15 protein-coding genes and 1 riboswitch are annotated in these 15,576 nt (G+C 71.4%); of the genes, 4 read left to right on the plus strand and 11 right to left on the minus strand.

The window, feature by feature from the left end:
• Window positions 1-7: 7 nt before the first annotated feature.
• The 3 genes from ABIC53_RS10555 to ABIC53_RS10565 are packed head-to-tail and all read right to left on the minus strand — an operon-like array spanning window position 8 to window position 2,426.
• The gene (locus ABIC53_RS10555; protein ID WP_269267089.1) at window positions 8-850 is read right to left on the minus strand and encodes an SDR family oxidoreductase; all 843 of its coding nucleotides are present in this window, start codon (window positions 848-850) and stop codon (window positions 8-10) included.
• Complete coding sequence (locus ABIC53_RS10560; RefSeq protein ID WP_274178268.1) at window positions 847-1,668, minus strand: enoyl-CoA hydratase/isomerase family protein; 822 nt, start codon at window positions 1,666-1,668, stop codon at window positions 847-849. The genes ABIC53_RS10555 and ABIC53_RS10560 overlap by 4 nt, the downstream gene beginning before the upstream one ends.
• A complete protein-coding gene (locus ABIC53_RS10565) occupies window positions 1,665-2,426 on the minus strand; it encodes an SDR family NAD(P)-dependent oxidoreductase (RefSeq protein ID WP_274178267.1) in 762 nt (253 codons plus the stop codon). The genes ABIC53_RS10560 and ABIC53_RS10565 overlap by 4 nt, the downstream gene beginning before the upstream one ends.
• A gap of 74 nt (window positions 2,427-2,500) precedes the next feature.
• Here ABIC53_RS10565 and ABIC53_RS10570 point away from each other — a divergent pair, with 74 nt between their 5' ends.
• Window positions 2,501-3,238: a phosphotransferase gene (locus ABIC53_RS10570; protein ID WP_354451414.1), complete on the plus strand. Its 738-nt coding sequence runs from the start codon at window positions 2,501-2,503 to the stop codon at window positions 3,236-3,238.
• Window positions 3,223-3,732, plus strand: coding sequence for a GNAT family N-acetyltransferase (locus ABIC53_RS10575; RefSeq protein WP_240309802.1), 510 nt, complete (start codon window positions 3,223-3,225; stop codon window positions 3,730-3,732). Before ABIC53_RS10570 ends, ABIC53_RS10575 begins: the two co-directional genes overlap by 16 nt.
• A 2-nt stretch (window positions 3,733-3,734) precedes the next feature.
• Here ABIC53_RS10575 and glpK read toward each other — a convergent pair whose 3' ends face one another.
• The 3 genes from glpK to ABIC53_RS10590 all read right to left on the minus strand — a co-directional run bounded on the left by glpK (window position 3,735) and on the right by ABIC53_RS10590 (window position 7,870).
• On the minus strand, window positions 3,735-5,249 hold the full coding sequence (gene glpK, locus ABIC53_RS10580; protein WP_112616195.1) for a glycerol kinase GlpK: 1,515 nt from the start codon (window positions 5,247-5,249) through the stop codon (window positions 3,735-3,737).
• Between the two features lie 48 nt (window positions 5,250-5,297).
• Window positions 5,298-6,050 carry an MIP/aquaporin family protein gene (locus ABIC53_RS10585; RefSeq protein WP_274178264.1) on the minus strand — a complete coding sequence of 251 codons (753 nt, stop codon included), beginning with the start codon at window positions 6,048-6,050 and terminating at the stop codon, window positions 5,298-5,300.
• Window positions 6,051-6,151: 101 nt separating this feature from the next.
• Window positions 6,152-7,870 (minus strand): glycerol-3-phosphate dehydrogenase/oxidase, encoded by a 1,719-nt coding sequence (locus ABIC53_RS10590; RefSeq protein WP_274178263.1) that lies wholly within the window; start codon window positions 7,868-7,870, stop codon window positions 6,152-6,154.
• 122 nt (window positions 7,871-7,992) lie between these two features.
• Here ABIC53_RS10590 and ABIC53_RS10595 point away from each other — a divergent pair, with 122 nt between their 5' ends.
• Complete coding sequence (locus ABIC53_RS10595) at window positions 7,993-8,973, plus strand: sugar-binding transcriptional regulator (protein WP_112616956.1); 981 nt, start codon at window positions 7,993-7,995, stop codon at window positions 8,971-8,973.
• Window positions 8,974-8,995: 22 nt separating this feature from the next.
• Here the strand turns inward: ABIC53_RS10595 and ABIC53_RS10600 are convergent, their stop codons facing one another.
• The 3 genes from ABIC53_RS10600 to ABIC53_RS10610 form a co-directional block, all read right to left on the minus strand.
• On the minus strand, window positions 8,996-9,787 hold the full coding sequence (locus ABIC53_RS10600; protein WP_114589073.1) for an energy-coupling factor transporter transmembrane component T family protein: 792 nt from the start codon (window positions 9,785-9,787) through the stop codon (window positions 8,996-8,998).
• Entirely contained in the window at window positions 9,784-11,394 is a 1,611-nt protein-coding gene (locus tag ABIC53_RS10605) for an ABC transporter ATP-binding protein (RefSeq protein ID WP_502915523.1), read from the minus strand. The genes ABIC53_RS10600 and ABIC53_RS10605 overlap by 4 nt, the downstream gene beginning before the upstream one ends.
• Entirely contained in the window at window positions 11,313-11,948 is a 636-nt protein-coding gene (locus ABIC53_RS10610; protein ID WP_112616187.1) for an ECF transporter S component, read from the minus strand. The genes ABIC53_RS10605 and ABIC53_RS10610 overlap by 82 nt, the downstream gene beginning before the upstream one ends.
• Window positions 11,941-12,050, minus strand: a riboswitch (TPP riboswitch). (Overlaps the previous gene by 8 nt.)
• 37 nt (window positions 12,051-12,087) lie before the next feature.
• Here ABIC53_RS10610 and ABIC53_RS10615 point away from each other — a divergent pair.
• Window positions 12,088-13,440, plus strand: a complete 1,353-nt coding sequence (locus ABIC53_RS10615; RefSeq protein ID WP_354451420.1) for a D-alanyl-D-alanine carboxypeptidase family protein — start codon at window positions 12,088-12,090, stop codon at window positions 13,438-13,440.
• 22 nt (window positions 13,441-13,462) lie between these two features.
• Here the strand turns inward: ABIC53_RS10615 and ABIC53_RS10620 are convergent, their stop codons facing one another.
• Both ABIC53_RS10620 and ABIC53_RS10625 read right to left on the minus strand, forming a co-directional pair.
• On the minus strand, window positions 13,463-14,386 hold the full coding sequence (locus tag ABIC53_RS10620; RefSeq protein WP_269267077.1) for a DnaJ domain-containing protein: 924 nt from the start codon (window positions 14,384-14,386) through the stop codon (window positions 13,463-13,465).
• A gap of 100 nt (window positions 14,387-14,486) precedes the next feature.
• Window positions 14,487-15,557, minus strand: coding sequence for an enoyl-CoA hydratase/isomerase family protein (locus tag ABIC53_RS10625; protein ID WP_354451423.1), 1,071 nt, complete (start codon window positions 15,555-15,557; stop codon window positions 14,487-14,489).
• Window positions 15,558-15,576: the final 19 nt, after the last annotated feature.

Here is a 15,576-nt window from a genome sequence, read left to right on the forward strand (position 1 = left end):
CGACCCGTCAGTCGAGGAAGACGTCGGGGAACAGCTCGGCGTCGGGCGTTCCCGGGACGGCGGCGTAGCTCGAGAAGTCGGTCACGCCGGCGGCTTCGAGCACATCCTCGACGATGAGGGTCTGCCCCGTGTACTCGCGCGAGGGCTGGACGAGCACGTGGTAGGCGGCATCCGCGTAGATCTCCGGAGTGCGGCTCGCGGCCATCATGCGGTCGCCGCCGAGGGAGTACTTCACCGCCGCCGTCGCGATCGTCGTCCGCGGCCACAGGGTGTTGGCGGCGATGCCGTCGCCGGCGAACTCCGCGGCGACGCCGAGGGTCGCCATCGTCATGCCGTACTTCGCGAGGGTGTAGCCGGTGTGCGCGCCGAGCCACTTCGGCGAGAGGTTGAGCGGGGGCGACAGCGAGAGGATGTGCGGGTTCTCGGCCTCTCGCAGGATCGGGATGGCGGCCCGCGAGAGCAGGAACGTGCCGCGCACGTTGACCCCCTGCATGAGGTCGAAACGCTTCGTGGCGAGCTCCAGCGTGCCCGAGAGATCGATCGCCGATGCGTTGTTGACGACGATATCGATCCCGCCGAACTCGCCCTGCGTCTTCAGCACCGCCTCGGTGATCGAGTCCTCGTCGCGGACGTCGCCGACGATCGGCAGGGCCTGGCCGCCGGCCGCGACGATCTCGGCGGCGGCAGTGTGGACGGTGCCCTCGAGCTTCGGATGCGGCTGGTCGGTCTTGGCGAGCAAGGCGATGTTCGCACCGTCGCGCGCAGCGCGCAGCGCGATGGCCAGACCGATGCCGCGGCTCCCGCCCGACATCAGCAGCGTCTTGCCCGCCAGGGGCTTCGGGTCGGTCATGACTTCTCCTCGGGTCGGGTCCGGCGGGCGGATGCTGCGGCGAACGCGTCGATGCGGACACGCGCCTCGTCGCTGTCGAAACGCGCGCCGATCGTCCGCGCCTCGTCGTCGAGGTTCTGCGCGAAGGTGCGCCCGGCGCCCTCGCGCACGAGGCGCTTGGCCTGACCGAACGCGGTCGTCGCGCCGTGCAGCCACGATTCGGCGAGCGCCTGCGCGCGGGCGGCCGGGTCGTCGATGACCTCGGCGATCAGGCCCCAGTCGCGTGCGGTCGCGGCGTCGAGCGCCGTGTCGTCGAGCAGCAGCTGCAGCGCCCGGCGCTGGCCGATGGCGGCCGGCAGCAGAGTCGACACACCGAGATCGGGAGTGAGCCCGATGTTGGCGTACTTGCTGACGAAGACCGCCGACGGCGACGCGACGATGTAGTCGGCGACCAGCATGATCCCGAGCCCTCCCCCAGCGACCGCGCCCTGGACCGCCGCGACGATCGGCACCGCCGCCTCGGTCAGCGAGGTGATGCCGTCGTGGATGACGCGGGCCGTCTCGGTGACCGCGGTGCCGCCCATGCCCGACGTAGACATCGACACGACGTCGCCGCCCGCGCAGAAGGCACGGCCCGCAGCATCCAGGATCACGGCCCCGATCGACGCGTCGGCCGCGACCTCGGCGGCGACCTCGCGCCAACGGGCGGCCATCTCGGCGTCGACCGCGTTGAGGGATGCCGGACGGTTCAGGGTGATGCGCGCGAGCGCGCCCTCGCGCCGCAGCAGAACGGTGTCGGATGCAGTGTCGGGTGCGATGTCGGATGCAGTGTCGGTCATCGTGGTGCCATTCTGATCGCGCCGTCGAGACGGATCGTCTCGCCGTTGAGGTAGTCGTTGTCGACGATGTGGGCGGCGAGCGCGGCGAACTCCTCCGGCGCCCCCAGCCGCTGCGGATACGGCACCTGCTCACCGAGCGAGCGCTGCGCAGCATCCGGCAGCCCCGCCATCATCGGCGTCTGCATGATCCCGGGGGCGATGGTGCAGACGCGGATGCCGTAGCGCGCGAGCTCGCGCGCTATCGGCAGGGTCATCGCGTGCACTCCCCCCTTCGATGCGGCGTAGGCGGGCTGGCCGATCTGGCCGTCGAAGGCGGCGACGGAGGCGGTGTTGACGATCACGCCGCGGGCTCCCGAGTCGGTCGGCTCGGTCCGCGCGATCGCCGCCGACGCCTGAGCGACGACGTTGTAGGTGCCGACGAGGTTGATGCGTATGATCCGCTCGAAGTCCGGGAGCGGCGTGGGCGCGCCCTCGCGGTCGAGCACCTTGGCGGGCGGTGCGATTCCGGCGCAATTGACGACGATCCGCAGCGGCGCGGCACGGCCGGCTGTCTCGACGGCATCGGTGACCTCGTCCGGGTCGGTGACGTCGGCGGGGGCGAACCGCCCGCCGAGCTCGGCGGCGACCTCCCGGCCGGGCGACCCCGGCAGGTCGACGATCGTGACGTGCGCACCGTCGGCGGCGAGGCGCCGCGCCGTGGCCGCGCCCAGTCCGCTGGCGCCGCCCGTGATGAGGGCGGAGACTCCCGCGATCTGCATGTGTTCTCCTTCGAACTCGCCCCTCCACCCTAGAACGCCCGCGGCCGGCTGAGCTGCAGGGGCAGGATGGGGCTGTGACCCTGCTGCCGCCGGATTCCCCGATTCCGCCGGACTTCTCCGCGCGGCTGCGCCGGCTCACGGGCGACGCGAGCTCGACGCCGCTGTGGCGCAACGCGATCGGGGGCCTCACGTTCCGCACCGACGACGGCCGCGTCGTCAAGATCGGTCCGCGGAATCTCGAGACCTCGATGCACGACGAGTCGGAGCGCCTGCGATGGGCCGCACGATTCACACCGGTGCCCGAGGTCATCGAGACCGGTGAGGACGGCGACATCGAATGGCTCGTGACCCGCGCGCTGCCCGGCCGGTCGGCGGTCGATCCTCGCTGGATCGCGGAACCCGCCGCCGCCGTCCGCGCCGTCGGGGAGGGCCTCCGCGCGCTCCACGACGCGCTGCCCGTCGTGGACTGCCCGTTCGACTGGAGCGTCGAGCACCGGCTGCGCACCGCAGCGGCCCGCGGCATCGCCGTTCCGACATCCCTCCACGAGGCGCCCGAGCCCGATCTCCTCGTCGTCTGCCACGGCGACGCCTGCTGCCCGAACACCCTCATCGACGACGGCGGACGGTGGCTCGCGCACGTCGACCTCGGCGCGCTCGGCGTCGCCGACCGCTGGGCCGACATCGCCGTCGCCTCGATGAGCACCGAGTGGAACTACGGTCCCGGCTGGGAAGACACGCTCATCGCGGCCTACGGTGTCGCCCCCGACCCCGAGCGACTGGCCTACTATCGGTCGCTGTGGAACGAGACCTGACCTGGCGGATCGTCGACGTCGCCTACGACGATGCCCGCGCCCGCGACCTGCGCCGCCAGCTCGACGACGACCTCGGCGCGCGTTACGACGGCTTCCACGGCGACGAGCCGGACGAGCGACGCCGCGCCCGCGCCCGTGCACTCGCGACGCACCCCGACGAGATCGTCGCGACGCTGATCGCCCTCGCCGCCGAAGCCGGCGCCGACGAGGCCCCCGCGGGGCACGTCATCCTGCGCCGGCTCGGCGACGAGTGGGAGATCAAGCGCCTCATCGTGGCACCGGGCTTCCGAGGGCTCGGCATCGCCCGCGGACTCATGTCGGCCGCGCTCGAGGCCGCCCGCGCGGACGGCGCGGAGCGCGTGATCCTGCAGACCGGACTCCAGCAGCCCGAGTCCATGGCGCTCTACGCGTCGATGGGCTTCAGCCGCATCCCCGTCTACGAGCCCTATGTCGAGACGATGCCGCGCTCGGTCTGCTTCGCCCTCTCCCTCTGACCTCAGCGGACGTCGTCGTCGACCCAGTCCATCGACTTCGTCACGGCCTTCTTCCACAGCCGCAGCTGGCGCTCGCGCTCCTCGACGTCGTCGTTCGGCGTCCAGCGCTTGTCTTCCTGCCAGTTGGCCCGCAGCTCGTCGAGGTCGCTCCAGAAGCCGACCGCGAGGCCGGCTGCGTAGGCGGCACCGAGCGCCGTCGTCTCGGCGACGACCGGCCGCACGACGGGAACGCCCAGGATGTCGGCCTGGAACTGCATCAGCGTGTCGTTGGCGATCATGCCGCCGTCGACCTTCAGCTCGGCCAGGTCGACCCCGGAGTCGGCGTTGACGGCATCCAGCACCTCGCGGGTCTGGAAGGCCGTGGCCTCGAGCGCTGCGCGGGAGAGGTGGCCGCGGTTGGCGTAGCGCGTGAGCCCGACGATCGCGCCGCGGGCATCCGGCCGCCAGTACGGTGCGTACAGACCCGAGAAGGCGGGGACGAAGTACACGCCGCCGTTGTCTTCGACCGAGAGCGCGAGCTGCTCGACCTCGGGAGCGGTCGAGATGATCCCGAGCTGGTCGCGCAGCCACTGGATGAGCGACCCGGTGACGGCGATCGAGCCCTCGAGCGCGTAGTGGGTCGGCCCGTCGCCCAGCTTGTAGCCGACCGTCGTGAGCAGACCGTTCTCGGACTTTACGATCTCGGTGCCGGTCTGGAAGATCAGGAAGTTGCCGGTGCCGTAGGTGTTCTTGCTCTCACCGGCGTCGAAAGCCGCCTGGCCGAAGGTCGCGGCCTGCTGGTCGCCGAGGATGCCGGCCACCGGCGTCTCGCGCAGCAGAGACGTGTCGCGCGCCTCGCCGTAGACCTCGCTGGACGAGCGGATCTCGGGCATCATCGAGCGCGGCACACCGAAGTCGGCCAGGATGTCGTCCCGCCATTCGAGGGTCTCGAGGTCCATGAAGAGCGTGCGCGACGCGTTCGTGACGTCGGTGGCGTGGATGCCGCCCGTCGGGCCTCCGGTGAGGTTCCACAGCACCCACGTGTCAGTCGTGCCGAAGATGAGATCGCCGGCCTCGGCCTTCTCGCGTGCACCCTCGACGTTCTCGAGGATCCAGACGATCTTCGTGCCCGAGAAGTACGTCGCCAGCGGCAGCCCGACGATGTCCTTGTACCGCTCGACGCCCTCGTCGCCCGCCAGACGGTTGACGATCGACTGCGTGCGGGTGTCCTGCCACACGATCGCGTTGTACACGGGGATGCCGGTGTTCTTGTCCCACACGACGGCGGTCTCGCGCTGGTTGGTGATGCCGATCGCGGCGATGTCGTGACGGGTCAGGTTGGCCCGGCCGAGCGCGATGCCGATGACCTCGCGCATGTTGTCGCGGATCTCGATCGGGTCGTGCTCGACCCAGCCGGCCCGGGGCATGATCTGCTCATGCTCCTTCTGCCCGACGGAGATGATCGACCCCTTCTTGTCGAAGATGATGGCGCGGCTCGAGGTCGTGCCCTGGTCGAGGGCGATGATGTAGTCGGTCATGATGTGACGTCCTTGTCTGTCAGCGTTGTCGGTTCGGGGGTGGACGGATCAGGCGAAGCCGAGCAGGGCGCCGGCAGCGAGTGCCGCGAGCGTACCGCCGATGAGGGGTCCCACGACGGGAACCCACGCGTACGACCAGTCGCTCGAGCCCTTGCCCTTGATGGGGAGCACGGCGTGAGCGATGCGGGGTCCGAGGTCGCGGGCCGGGTTGATCGCGTAGCCCGTCGGTCCGCCGAGCGAGGCGCCGATGCCGACCACGAGGAGGGCGACCGGGACGGCGGTCAGGGGTCCGAGCGAGCCCGGGGTGCCGATCTCGATGTCGCCGTAGTCGGCGAAGCCGAAGATCACGAACACGAGCACGAAGGTCGCGATGATCTCGGTCACGAGGTTCCAGCCGTAGGCGCGGATGCCGGGGCCGGTCGAGAACACCCCGAGCTTGTTGGCCGGGTCGGGCTCGGCGTCGAAGTGGTCGTGGTAGGCCAGCCAGCAGAGCACGGCGCCGAGGAAGGCGCCGACGAACTGGGCGGCGATCGCGACGAGGAACTGGACGAACTCGATCTTCCCGCCCACCAGGAGCCCGATCGACACGGCGGGGTTCAGCTGCGCGCCGGAGTACGACGACACGAGCACACCGGCGAAGACCGCGAGGCCCCAGCCCCAGTTGATCATCAGCGTCCCGCCGCCGAGACCCTTCGACTTGGCGAGGATGACGTTGGCGACCACGCCACCGCCGAGCAGGAGCAGCATCGCTGTTCCCACGAGCTCTGACACGAAGTAGAGCCCGAGATTGATGTCGTGCATGTCAGCGTCGACCTTTCTGCAGAATCATCGCGGGCGACGTCGCCGCGCGAGAGGGTGACCCGAGGGTGATCCGGCGTCGGGCCTCGCCGGGTCTGCGAGCGTCAGGCGTCGAGCGGCGCCAGGTGCGAGGTCCGCACGTCGATGCGGTGCGCCTCCTCGAGGGCCTGCGCCGCCTCCTCGACCTGGGCGCGCACGGCGTCATCGTCCCAGTCCAGCGCCGACGCAGCCGCCTCGGCGACCTCGGAGAGCGTCTCCATCGAGACGCCGCCGACGAACGCGATCGACGTGCGACGCAGCAGCAGGTCCATCAGCGACACGACCTCCTCGCGCTCCGCGAGGAAGGCGATCTCCTCGACCGAGTAGCCGGGGGCGTGCGCGAGCTCCTGCTGAGCGACAGGGAGGGCAGCGAGCACCTCCTGGGCGTAGGTGCCGTAGCGCTCCAGCATCCGATCGGCGAACTCCGCCGAGTGCGCACCGCGATGGGCGTCGATCCAGCGACGGCGCTGCGCGACGCTGCGGGGGTACCCGGCACCGCCGCCGATCGCGAGGTCGGTGGTGGCGACCCGGCGCGGACGCCGCATCAGACCGAGCACGTCGGTGGCGAGGTGCTCGGCGAGCGCCCGGAACGTCGTCCACTTGCCGCCGACGAGGCTCAGGACGGGCACATCGCCCAGACGGTCCTTCTCGATGCGGTAGTCGCGCGAGACGAAGCCCGGGGCGAGGTCGTCGTGCCGCGGGAGGGGACGGATGCCGGAGAAGGTGTAGACGATCTGCGATCGATCGACCGAGATGTCGGGGAAGACCTGCCCGATCAGATCGAAGAAGTAGTCGATCTCGTCGTCGGTGCAGACCGTCGCGCTCGCGGGGTCGGCGTCGATGTCGGTCGTGCCGACCATGACCCGGCCCTTGAGCGGGTAGATGAGGACGATGCGGCCGTCCGCGGCCTCGAAGAAGATCTCGTTGCCGCCCGTGGCCTCCAGCAGCGACGTGTTGTCGAGGACGATGTGCGAGCCCTTCGTGCCACCCATGAAGCGCGTCGGGGTGCCGAGTGCGGTGTTGGTCAGGTCGGTCCAGGGTCCGCTCGTGTTCACGATGACGTCCGCCGAGAAGGGGAACTCCTCGCCGGCGACGGCGTCGCGGATGATGACCGACGATCCGTCGGCACCGACCACCGGGGCGTAGTTCGCGGCCCGAGCGGAGTCCTCGCGCGCTCCGTCGCGCAACACGTCCAGCGCGAGGCGCTCGGGGTCGTGCATCGAGGCGTCGTAATACGTTGCGGTGTACCGGAAACGCTCGTCGAGTTCGGGGAACTGCGTCCGCGAGCTGCGGCGGCCGCGGAACCGGTGACGAGGCACCGATCCGCCGTCGCGCGAGAAGGTGTCGTACATGATCAGACCGACCTTGATCAGCAGAGCGCCGCGCTCGCGGGGCTTGCCGCGGCCGTGCGTCACGAGCAGCCGGAACGGGGCCGCGAGGATGCCCGAGAAGGTGCGGTGGATCGGGATCGTCGTCGGCAGCGGCTTGACGAAGTGGGGGGCGTTGCGCACGAGGCGGTTGCGCTCGGTCACCGACTCTTTCACGAGGCGGAACTCGCCGTTCTCGAGGTAGCGCACGCCGCCGTGGATCATGTGGCTCGATGCCGACGAGGCGCCGCTGACGTAGTCGCCGCGCTCGACGAGGGCGACGTCGACGCCCTGGAGCGCGAGATCGCGGAACGTCGCGATGCCGTTGATACCGCCGCCGATCACGAGGACCTCGGCATGGGGGCGCTCACGCAGGGCTCGGATGTTCGCTCGGGTGGTCGGCGTCGACTCGGTCATACATGCATCCTTTTCCACGGCTGTCCCGATCTACACTGGGGTCCACCGCACGGATGCGCAACGGTCGTGCACAGATGTGCACCGGCGCCGCGGCTATGCACGAACGTGCAGAACGGACGACGATGAGCGCGGATGCCGAAGCCGAAGCCCGGACGCGCGACGCATTGCGCGCCGCGCAGCTCTACTACGTGCAGGACCGGACCATGGATCAGATCGCGGCCGAGATGAGCCTGTCGCGGTCATCGGTGTCGCGTCTGCTCTCGCACGCCCGCGACATCGGTCTCGTGGAGATCACGGTTCACTCCCCGCACGAGGCGAACTCGGTGGTGGCACGGCGGCTCTCCGAGCGCTTCGGCATCTCGGTGCACGTCGTGAGCACACCGCCGCGCACGAATGACGCCGAACGGCTCGAGCGCACCGCACGGACGGCGGCCCACGTCCTGTCGTCGACGCTCGATCCCGACGCCAGCATAGGCATCGCCTGGGGAGCCACGGTGTCGGCGATCGCCCGCCACCTGCCGACGAAACGGCTGCACGACTCGCAGATCGTGCAGATGAACGGTGCGGCGAACGAGTCGACGTCGGGCATCTCGTACTCCGGCGCGATCCTCGAGCGGTTCGGGCAGGCGTTCGGCACCGACGTCCAGCAGTTCCCCGTGCCGGCGCTGTTCGACGACCCGCTGACCAAACAGCTGCTGTGGCGCGAGCGGTCGATCCGGCGCGTCCTCGACGCGCAGTCGCGCGTGCAGGTGTTCGTCTTCGGGCTCGGCTCCCCGCACGCCGACGTCCCGTCCCATGTGTACGCGGGCGGCTACCTCACCGGCGAGGACCTGCGCTCGCTTCTCCGCGACGGCGTCGTCGGCGACTGCGCGACGGTGTTCTACCGCATCGACGGCTCGGCGACCGGCATCGAGCTCAACGCCCGCTCGAGCGGACCCTCGCTCGAAGCGATCCGGCGCATCCCCCGCCGCCTGTGCGCGGTCTCGAGCCTGACCAAGCTCGACGCGCTGCGCGGGGCTCTCGCCGCCGGGCTGATCACCGAGCTCGTCGTCGAGGAGGCGCTGGCCCGGCGCTTGGCGGAGACGACGGTCGGGAGCCTCTGAGACCCGATCTCGTGGCCTGATCTCAGGACGGGCCGAAGATCGGGTGAAAGGCTCCCACCGCAACCGACACGGCCACTGCCGTGACCGAGATCGCGAGCCCGCCCGCCATGACCGCGACATCGGATGCCGCGAGCCGCGACTCCCGCGCCCACGTGCGGCGCACCGGCGCACCGAAGGCCCGAGCCTCCATCGCGGTCGCGAGCGCCGAGCCCCGTCGAATGGCCAGCACGAGAAGCGCGAAGGCCATCCCCAGCGTGCGCCGCAGCCGGCCGGCGTCGGCCACGCCACGGGCCCGCCGCGCGAGGGCGAGCGCGCGCCAATCCTCCGCGAGCAGACCGAGCATCCGCATCCCGGCGAGTCCCCCGATGACGAAACGGGCCGGAAGGCGCAGGATCTGCGCCAGCCCGTCGGCGAGGTCGGTCGGGTCCACCGTGATGAACAGCACGACGGCCGGCAGCCCGATCGCGAGGACGCGGAGCGCAGCCGCCAGCCCCAGCGCGAGCGAACCCTCGCTGACGTGGACGAATGCCCAGGAGAAGACCTCGGCGCCGCTTCGCTCGCCGTAGAGCGAGATCGTCACCGCGGCCGCCGGCGCGGCGATCCACAGCGGCAGTGTCCGCATCCAGAACCGGCGCCACCCGACGCCCGACGCGAGCAGGAGCGGCAGCTCGAGGAGCAGGGCCACGCCGGCCGAGACCGGGTCGATCGTGATGACCAGCGGAAGTGCAATGAGGAGCGCCGCCAGCAGCTTCGCCACGGGGTTGAGCGTCGCGACGCCGCGCGGCGCAGCTTCGAGATGCACGGGAGCGCTCACGCCCGCACCCCCGCCGGCGCGAGCGCGAACCGGCGCGCCGCGAGCGCGTCGAGCACGGCATCGTCGTGGGTGATCGTGACGACGCCGAGCGGGCCGCGGTCGTCGACACCGTCGCGCAGGGAAGCGATGATCGCGACCAGCTCCGACCAGGTGCGCGCATCCTGGCCGAAAGTCGGCTCGTCGAGGACCACGACCCGGGGACGCGCCGCCAGCATCGCCGCGACAGTGAGGCGACGCTTCTCGCCGCCCGACAGTGTGTACGGGTTGGCCCCGGCGAGCGGGGCGAGCCGAAGCCGCTCGAGCAGTTCGTCGACGCGAGCAGTGATCTCCGTATCCTCGAGACCCAGAGCGCGGGGCCCGACCTCGAGCTCGTCGCGCACCGATGCGCGCAGGATCTGGTGCTCGGGCTCCTGCAGGACCGTCCCGATCCGCGTCAGCAACGCCGTCGACGTCCACGCCGCGGGGTCGGCGGGGGCCGCGGCGACACGTCGCCGCGGCCGGCGGACGAGCGCAGCCCCGGCAGCGAGTCCGTCCGCCGCGCGCACGGCGCCGCCCTGCGCCCGGAGCAGTCCCGCAAGAGTGAGCCCGAGAGTCGACTTGCCGACGCCGTTCGGCCCGACGACACCGAGCACCTCGCCCGCGCGCACGTCGAGGTCGAGTGGCCCGGCGGCCGTCGAGCCGGCGGCACGTCCGACGACGAGATCCGCGGCCGACAGCAGCACATCGCCGGGCGCAGTGGCGGGCCGCGGCGGGAAGGAGGGGCGGATGCCGGGCACCCACACGCCCGCCGCAGCGAGCTCCTCGCCCCGTTCGGTCAGCACCATTCGAGGATCGCCGTCAGCGATGACCTCGCCGCCGGGCGCCAGCACGATGACCCGATCGACGACGGGAAGCCACGCCTCGATCCGGTGCTCGATCACGACGAGCGTGGCCCCGGTCGCATCGAGCGCGCGGGCGACGGCATCCCGGACGTCGACGACGCCCGCAGGATCGAGGTTCGCGGTCGGCTCGTCGAGCAGCACCGCACCCGGCTGCATCGCGACGATGCCCGCGAGGGCGAGGCGCTGCTTCTGCCCGCCCGACAACGCCGCGGTCGAACGATCCAGCGGGACGTCGAGTCCGACCGCATCCAACGCAGCCCGTACCCGGCGCCAGATCTCGTCGCGGGGCACGCCCAGGTTCTCGCAGCCGAACGCGACGTCGTCGCCCACCCGCGCGAGGATCGTCTGGCTGTCGGGGTCTTGCAGAACGAGCCCTGCTCGGCCACGGGCCTCCGCGGCCGGCTGCCCGTCCACGAGCAGCGTCCCCTCCTGCTCGCCTTCGCCGGCTCCGCCGAGGACCCCTGCGAGGCCTTGCAGCAGCGTCGATTTGCCCGACCCCGAAGCGCCGAGCAGCAGCACGCGCTCGCCGGCATCGATGCGGAACGTCGTCTCTCGTGCAGCCCACGCGCGTCGCGTCGCGTAGCGCCACCCCCACCCGCGGGCCTCGAGGGTCGCGGGCCGCGGAGCCCCGGCGTCGCCCACCGTCAGACGCGGGCGGTGGCTTCGCGCCCGGCCGCGAACCGGCCGAGGGCTCCCGTCCGCGCCAGCGCGCGCGTGATGAGCCATCCGCCGAGACCGGCGATGACGGCGCCCGAGATCGTCGTCGAGGCGATGTAGACCGACGTGAAGAGAGTGTCGGCACCGGGGTACCAGAGGATGCGGTCGTTGATGCCGCCGGCGAGACCCGCCCCCGCACCCGCGAGGAGCGCGACCGGAAGACGCCACGACGCGTAGAGGAACACCAGGAAGATCAGTTCCGCGCCCAATCCCTGGACGAGACCGGAGACGATCGTGAGGGGGCCCCACTGGTTGCCGACCAGCGCCGAGATCACAGCCGCGAGCAGCTCGGTGTAGAGCGCGGCGCCCGGCTTGCGGATGATGAGGCCGCCGAGAACGCCGGCGATGAGCCAGGGCCCGGCGAGCAGGCCCTGCAGGCCAGGAAGCAACGGCGTGAGCGCGGCGGACGGGCCCTGATAGGCGACGTTCCACAGCAGGAACACCGCGGCGCAGGCGACGCCGATGACGCTGGCGATGACGATGTCGACGACGCGCCAGCGGAAACGGCCGGGCGTGCGGCCAGTACGACGATCGGACTCGGTGGTGGACGCAGCAGCGTGCATTCTCTCTCCTCCCTGCGCCGGCATGATCCGGATCAGGTTCGACGGTCGAAGCGTGGATCGCTTCCTCTCAGCCCGGCTCACCGGACTCCCGTGGTTGTCGCTGAAGTATAACGTCGCGCGGGCGATGTACGTTGGGCGGGTGAGTTCTCCCGACGCGCGCGTCGCCCTCGCGTGGGTCGACGAGGACGCCGTCGCGCGCGGCGGCAGGCGAAACGAAGCGGCTGCCTCAGCAGGCCCGTACACGGTCGCGCACGCCGACCTGCTCACCGAGCCGCCGCGACGCTCCGCGGCGCCGGCCGCCCTGTCGACGCTGGGAATCGCCGCCCTCACCGTGGGCGGCTACGCGGCGGCGACGCTTCTCTGGCCGCTCGACGCCGTCGCGCCCGACATCCTCCCCGCCGCCGTAACCGTCCCCGCCGCAGCCGTCGCACAGCCGGCGTGGCCCCTCGAAGGCGCCGGCGCGACCGGCGTCGAGGGCTTCGCGAACGTCTCGACCTCGTCGAGCGAGCCCGAGTCCATCGCGAGCATCACCAAGCTCGTCACGGCCCTCGTCGTCCTCGACCGGATGCCGCTCCCCGACGGCGAGCAGGGTCCGGAATTCGCTTTCACCTCCGCCGACCGCCGGGAATACCGCGCCTACCTCGCCGACGACCAGTCGGCTCTCGACGTCCCCGTCGACGGCGTACTGACGCAGTATCAGCTGCTGCAGGGCGTGCTGATCGGATCGGCGAACAACTACGCCGACCGTCTCGTGTTCGACCTCTGGCCCGATGAAGACGCCTACGTCGAGGCGGCGAACGCCTGGCTGCAGGCCCATGATCTCGGCGGCGTCACCGTCGTCGATTCGAGCGGGATCGATCCGGAGAACACGGCGGCACCGGCATCCGTCATCGCCCTCGCCGAGACCGCGATGACGAACCCGGTCATCGCCGGTATCGTGGCGCAGCGCTCCGTCGAGCTGCCCGGCGCCGGTTTCGTCGAGAACACCAATGCTCTGCTGGCCGACCCCGCGGTCGTCGGCGTCAAGACGGGCAGCCTGTTCGGGTCGTACAACCTCGTCGCCGCGAAAGACACCGCCATCGACGGGGTGAACGTCCGCGTGTACGCGACCGCTCTCGATCAGCCCGACGACGAGACCCGCCACTCGGCGACGGCCGAGCTGCTCGATCGCACGATCACCGAGATCGGCGCCTCACCGGCCCTGCCCGCGGGAACCGTCGCGGGCACCGCGACCACCGCGTGGGGTGCGACTGCCGAGATCGTCACCGTCGCCGACGTTCGTGTCGCGCTCTGGAACACGCAGTCGTCTCAGGCAGCGGCGAACGTCGAGCTCGGCGATTCCCGCGACGCCGGCGACGAGGCGGGCGAGCTGACGCTCACCGGCCCGCTCGGCTCGGCGACCACGACCCTGCGCCTGACCGCGGACATCCCCGATCCGGACGTCTGGTGGCGCCTCAGCCACCCGCTGCAGCTGTGGGGTCTCGCGGACTGACCTCGCGACGCCCGAGCAGACATCATACGAAGCGGACGGTCTGCTGCAGGCGGGTGCGGACGTCGAAGAGCTCGTTCCCGCCGATCTCACGCGCACCGGCGACCCCGCGACGGAGCACCGTGGCCAGCGCCGAACGTCCCACCACCGCGACCGCGAGACCGCGCACACGGCCGAGTTCCTCGATGGCCTGCACCACATCGTCGTCGGGGAGCACCACGATCGCGCCGCTGAACTTCACCCGCGCGGCGCGGCTGAGTGCTCGCGCTCGATGCACGAGCGTCGCGATCGGCGAGTCGACGCCCTCGCCGATCAGCTCGCCGCGCCGAGTGCGCACCGGAGCGCCGAAGTCCTCCGACAGCACGGCGTAGAGCCCGGAGGGCCCGAGCACCACGTGGTCGAGCTTCACGTCGGGATCGCGGGGGTCGGCGGCCACGTCATGCCAGACGGTGTACCCCATTCCGAGGTCCGCGACCACGCGAGCCGTCGCCTCCTCAGCGAGGGCGTCGGCCAGCAGCCGCCGGATCTCGTGGGGCGCGGTCCGGACGAGCGCGGGGTCGTACGGGTCGTCGACCGCTGCGCCACGTCCGACCCACTCCCGGATGAGGGTCAGGTAGCGCTCACGGCGCCAGCCGCCGGGCTGCCCGAACGACCGCGCCCGCGGGCGGGTGTCGGTCGGGCGCTGCGGCGGCCGCCACGTCGGGGCGTCGGGAGAGAAGGTCGGGGCGTCCGCGAAACCGTGTCCGCGGTCGTAGGCGGCGCGGGCGGCGGACGTGCCGACCAGGTCCCAGGCACGCTGCACCTGCACGAACTTCACGGCGTCGCCCCCGGTGTCGGGATGCGTCTGCCGCAACCGGAGGCGGTAGGCGCGGCGAAGCTCCTCGTCGTCGACGTCGGGCGCGACCCCGAGCACGTCGTACGCCGAGACGGACAGCGGACTGTCGAACACGAACCCTCCCTCGCGCGGCGCAGCCCCGGGACGGCGCGGACGCACAGCATCCCGAGACTATTACCTCGCGACCGGGCGGAGCCCGGACGTCCGACGGGACTCAGTCAGTCCATAGGGCCGGGACGGGCTCGAACCCGAACGCCCGCGCGACGACATCGGGAGCGAGGTCGTCACGAGACGCGGGCGACCACGACGGCGCCCCGTCCTTGTCGACGAGGCGGGCTCGGATGCCCTCGACGAGGTCGGGCTGCGTCGTGGCGAACCACAGCACCAGGCCGTACTCCTGCGCCAGGACCGTTCGCAGCTCGTCCTGCTCGCGCGCGGCGCGGACGGCCGCGAGGGTGACGGCAAGAGCGGTCGGCGGAAGCGTCTCGAGCAGCTCAGCGGTGGCGTGGGCCTCCGGCTCGGCGCGCTTCCGCAACCGGCCGATGATCTCGCCGACGGAGTCGGCGGCGAAGGCGTCGTCGATCCAGGGCCGGGCGGCCTCGAGGCGGGCAGGAGCGGCCGTCTCGTCGAACAGGAGGACGAGCTCGGTCGCGGTCTGGGGGTCGGCGCGGCTGACGAGGGCGTCGCGCAGATCATCGAGCCGCTCGGAGGGAACGAGGTGGTCGGCGAACCCGGCGTAGATCGCGTCAGCGGCATCCATCGACTCACCGGTCAACGCGAGGTACTCCCCCACGCGCCCCGGCGCCCGGGCCAGCAGCAGGCTGCCGCCGACGTCGGGAGTGAAGCCGATCCGCACCTCGGGCATCGCCAGGCGCGACCGTTCGGTGACCACCCGCACCGCCGCGTGACCGGCGAGCCCGATCCCGCCGCCCATCGTCACACCGTCGGCGAACACGACCACGGGCTTGGGGTACGCGGCGATCCGTGCGTTGAGGGCGTACTCGGCCCGGAAGAAGTGCGCCGTCTCGGCGACATCGCCCGCGACGATCTGGTCGTACAGCCCGCGGACGTCGCCCCCCGCGCACAGCCCGCGGTCGCCCGCGCCATCGAGGAGGACGGCGTCCACACCCGGGTCGTCCTCCCACGCGTCGAGCGCTGCGGCGAGGCGCTGGATCATGCCGAGGTCGAGGGCGTTGATGGCGCGCGGCCGGTCGAGAGTGAGATGTCCGAGTGCACGATCGACACGGACTCGGACACGCGGATCGGATGCAGCGGCGTCGGTCACCCTCGCCACGCTACCGCTC

Source organism: Microbacterium sp. 1262 (genome assembly GCF_040544895.1).
Lineage (GTDB): Bacteria > Actinomycetota > Actinomycetes > Actinomycetales > Microbacteriaceae > Microbacterium > Microbacterium plantarum.

Bases quoted from the DNA above. Each gene is read 5' to 3' on its own strand.
- ABIC53_RS10555 (WP_269267089.1), bottom strand. From the start codon at position 850: ATGACCGACCCGAAGCCCCTGGCGGGCAAGACGCTGCTGATGTCGGGC.
- ABIC53_RS10560 (WP_274178268.1), bottom strand. From the start codon at position 1,668: ATGACCGACACTGCATCCGACATCGCACCCGACACTGCATCCGACACC.
- ABIC53_RS10565 (WP_274178267.1), bottom strand. From the start codon at position 2,426: ATGCAGATCGCGGGAGTCTCCGCCCTCATCACGGGCGGCGCCAGCGGA.
- glpK (WP_112616195.1), bottom strand. From the start codon at position 5,249: ATGACCGACTACATCATCGCCCTCGACCAGGGCACGACCTCGAGCCGC.
- ABIC53_RS10585 (WP_274178264.1), bottom strand. From the start codon at position 6,050: ATGCACGACATCAATCTCGGGCTCTACTTCGTGTCAGAGCTCGTGGGA.
- ABIC53_RS10590 (WP_274178263.1), bottom strand. From the start codon at position 7,870: ATGACCGAGTCGACGCCGACCACCCGAGCGAACATCCGAGCCCTGCGT.
- ABIC53_RS10595 (WP_112616956.1), top strand. From the start codon at position 7,993: ATGAGCGCGGATGCCGAAGCCGAAGCCCGGACGCGCGACGCATTGCGC.
- ABIC53_RS10605 (WP_502915523.1), bottom strand. From the start codon at position 11,394: ATGGCTCATCACGCGCGCGCTGGCGCGGACGGGAGCCCTCGGCCGGTT.
- ABIC53_RS10610 (WP_112616187.1), bottom strand. From the start codon at position 11,948: ATGCACGCTGCTGCGTCCACCACCGAGTCCGATCGTCGTACTGGCCGC.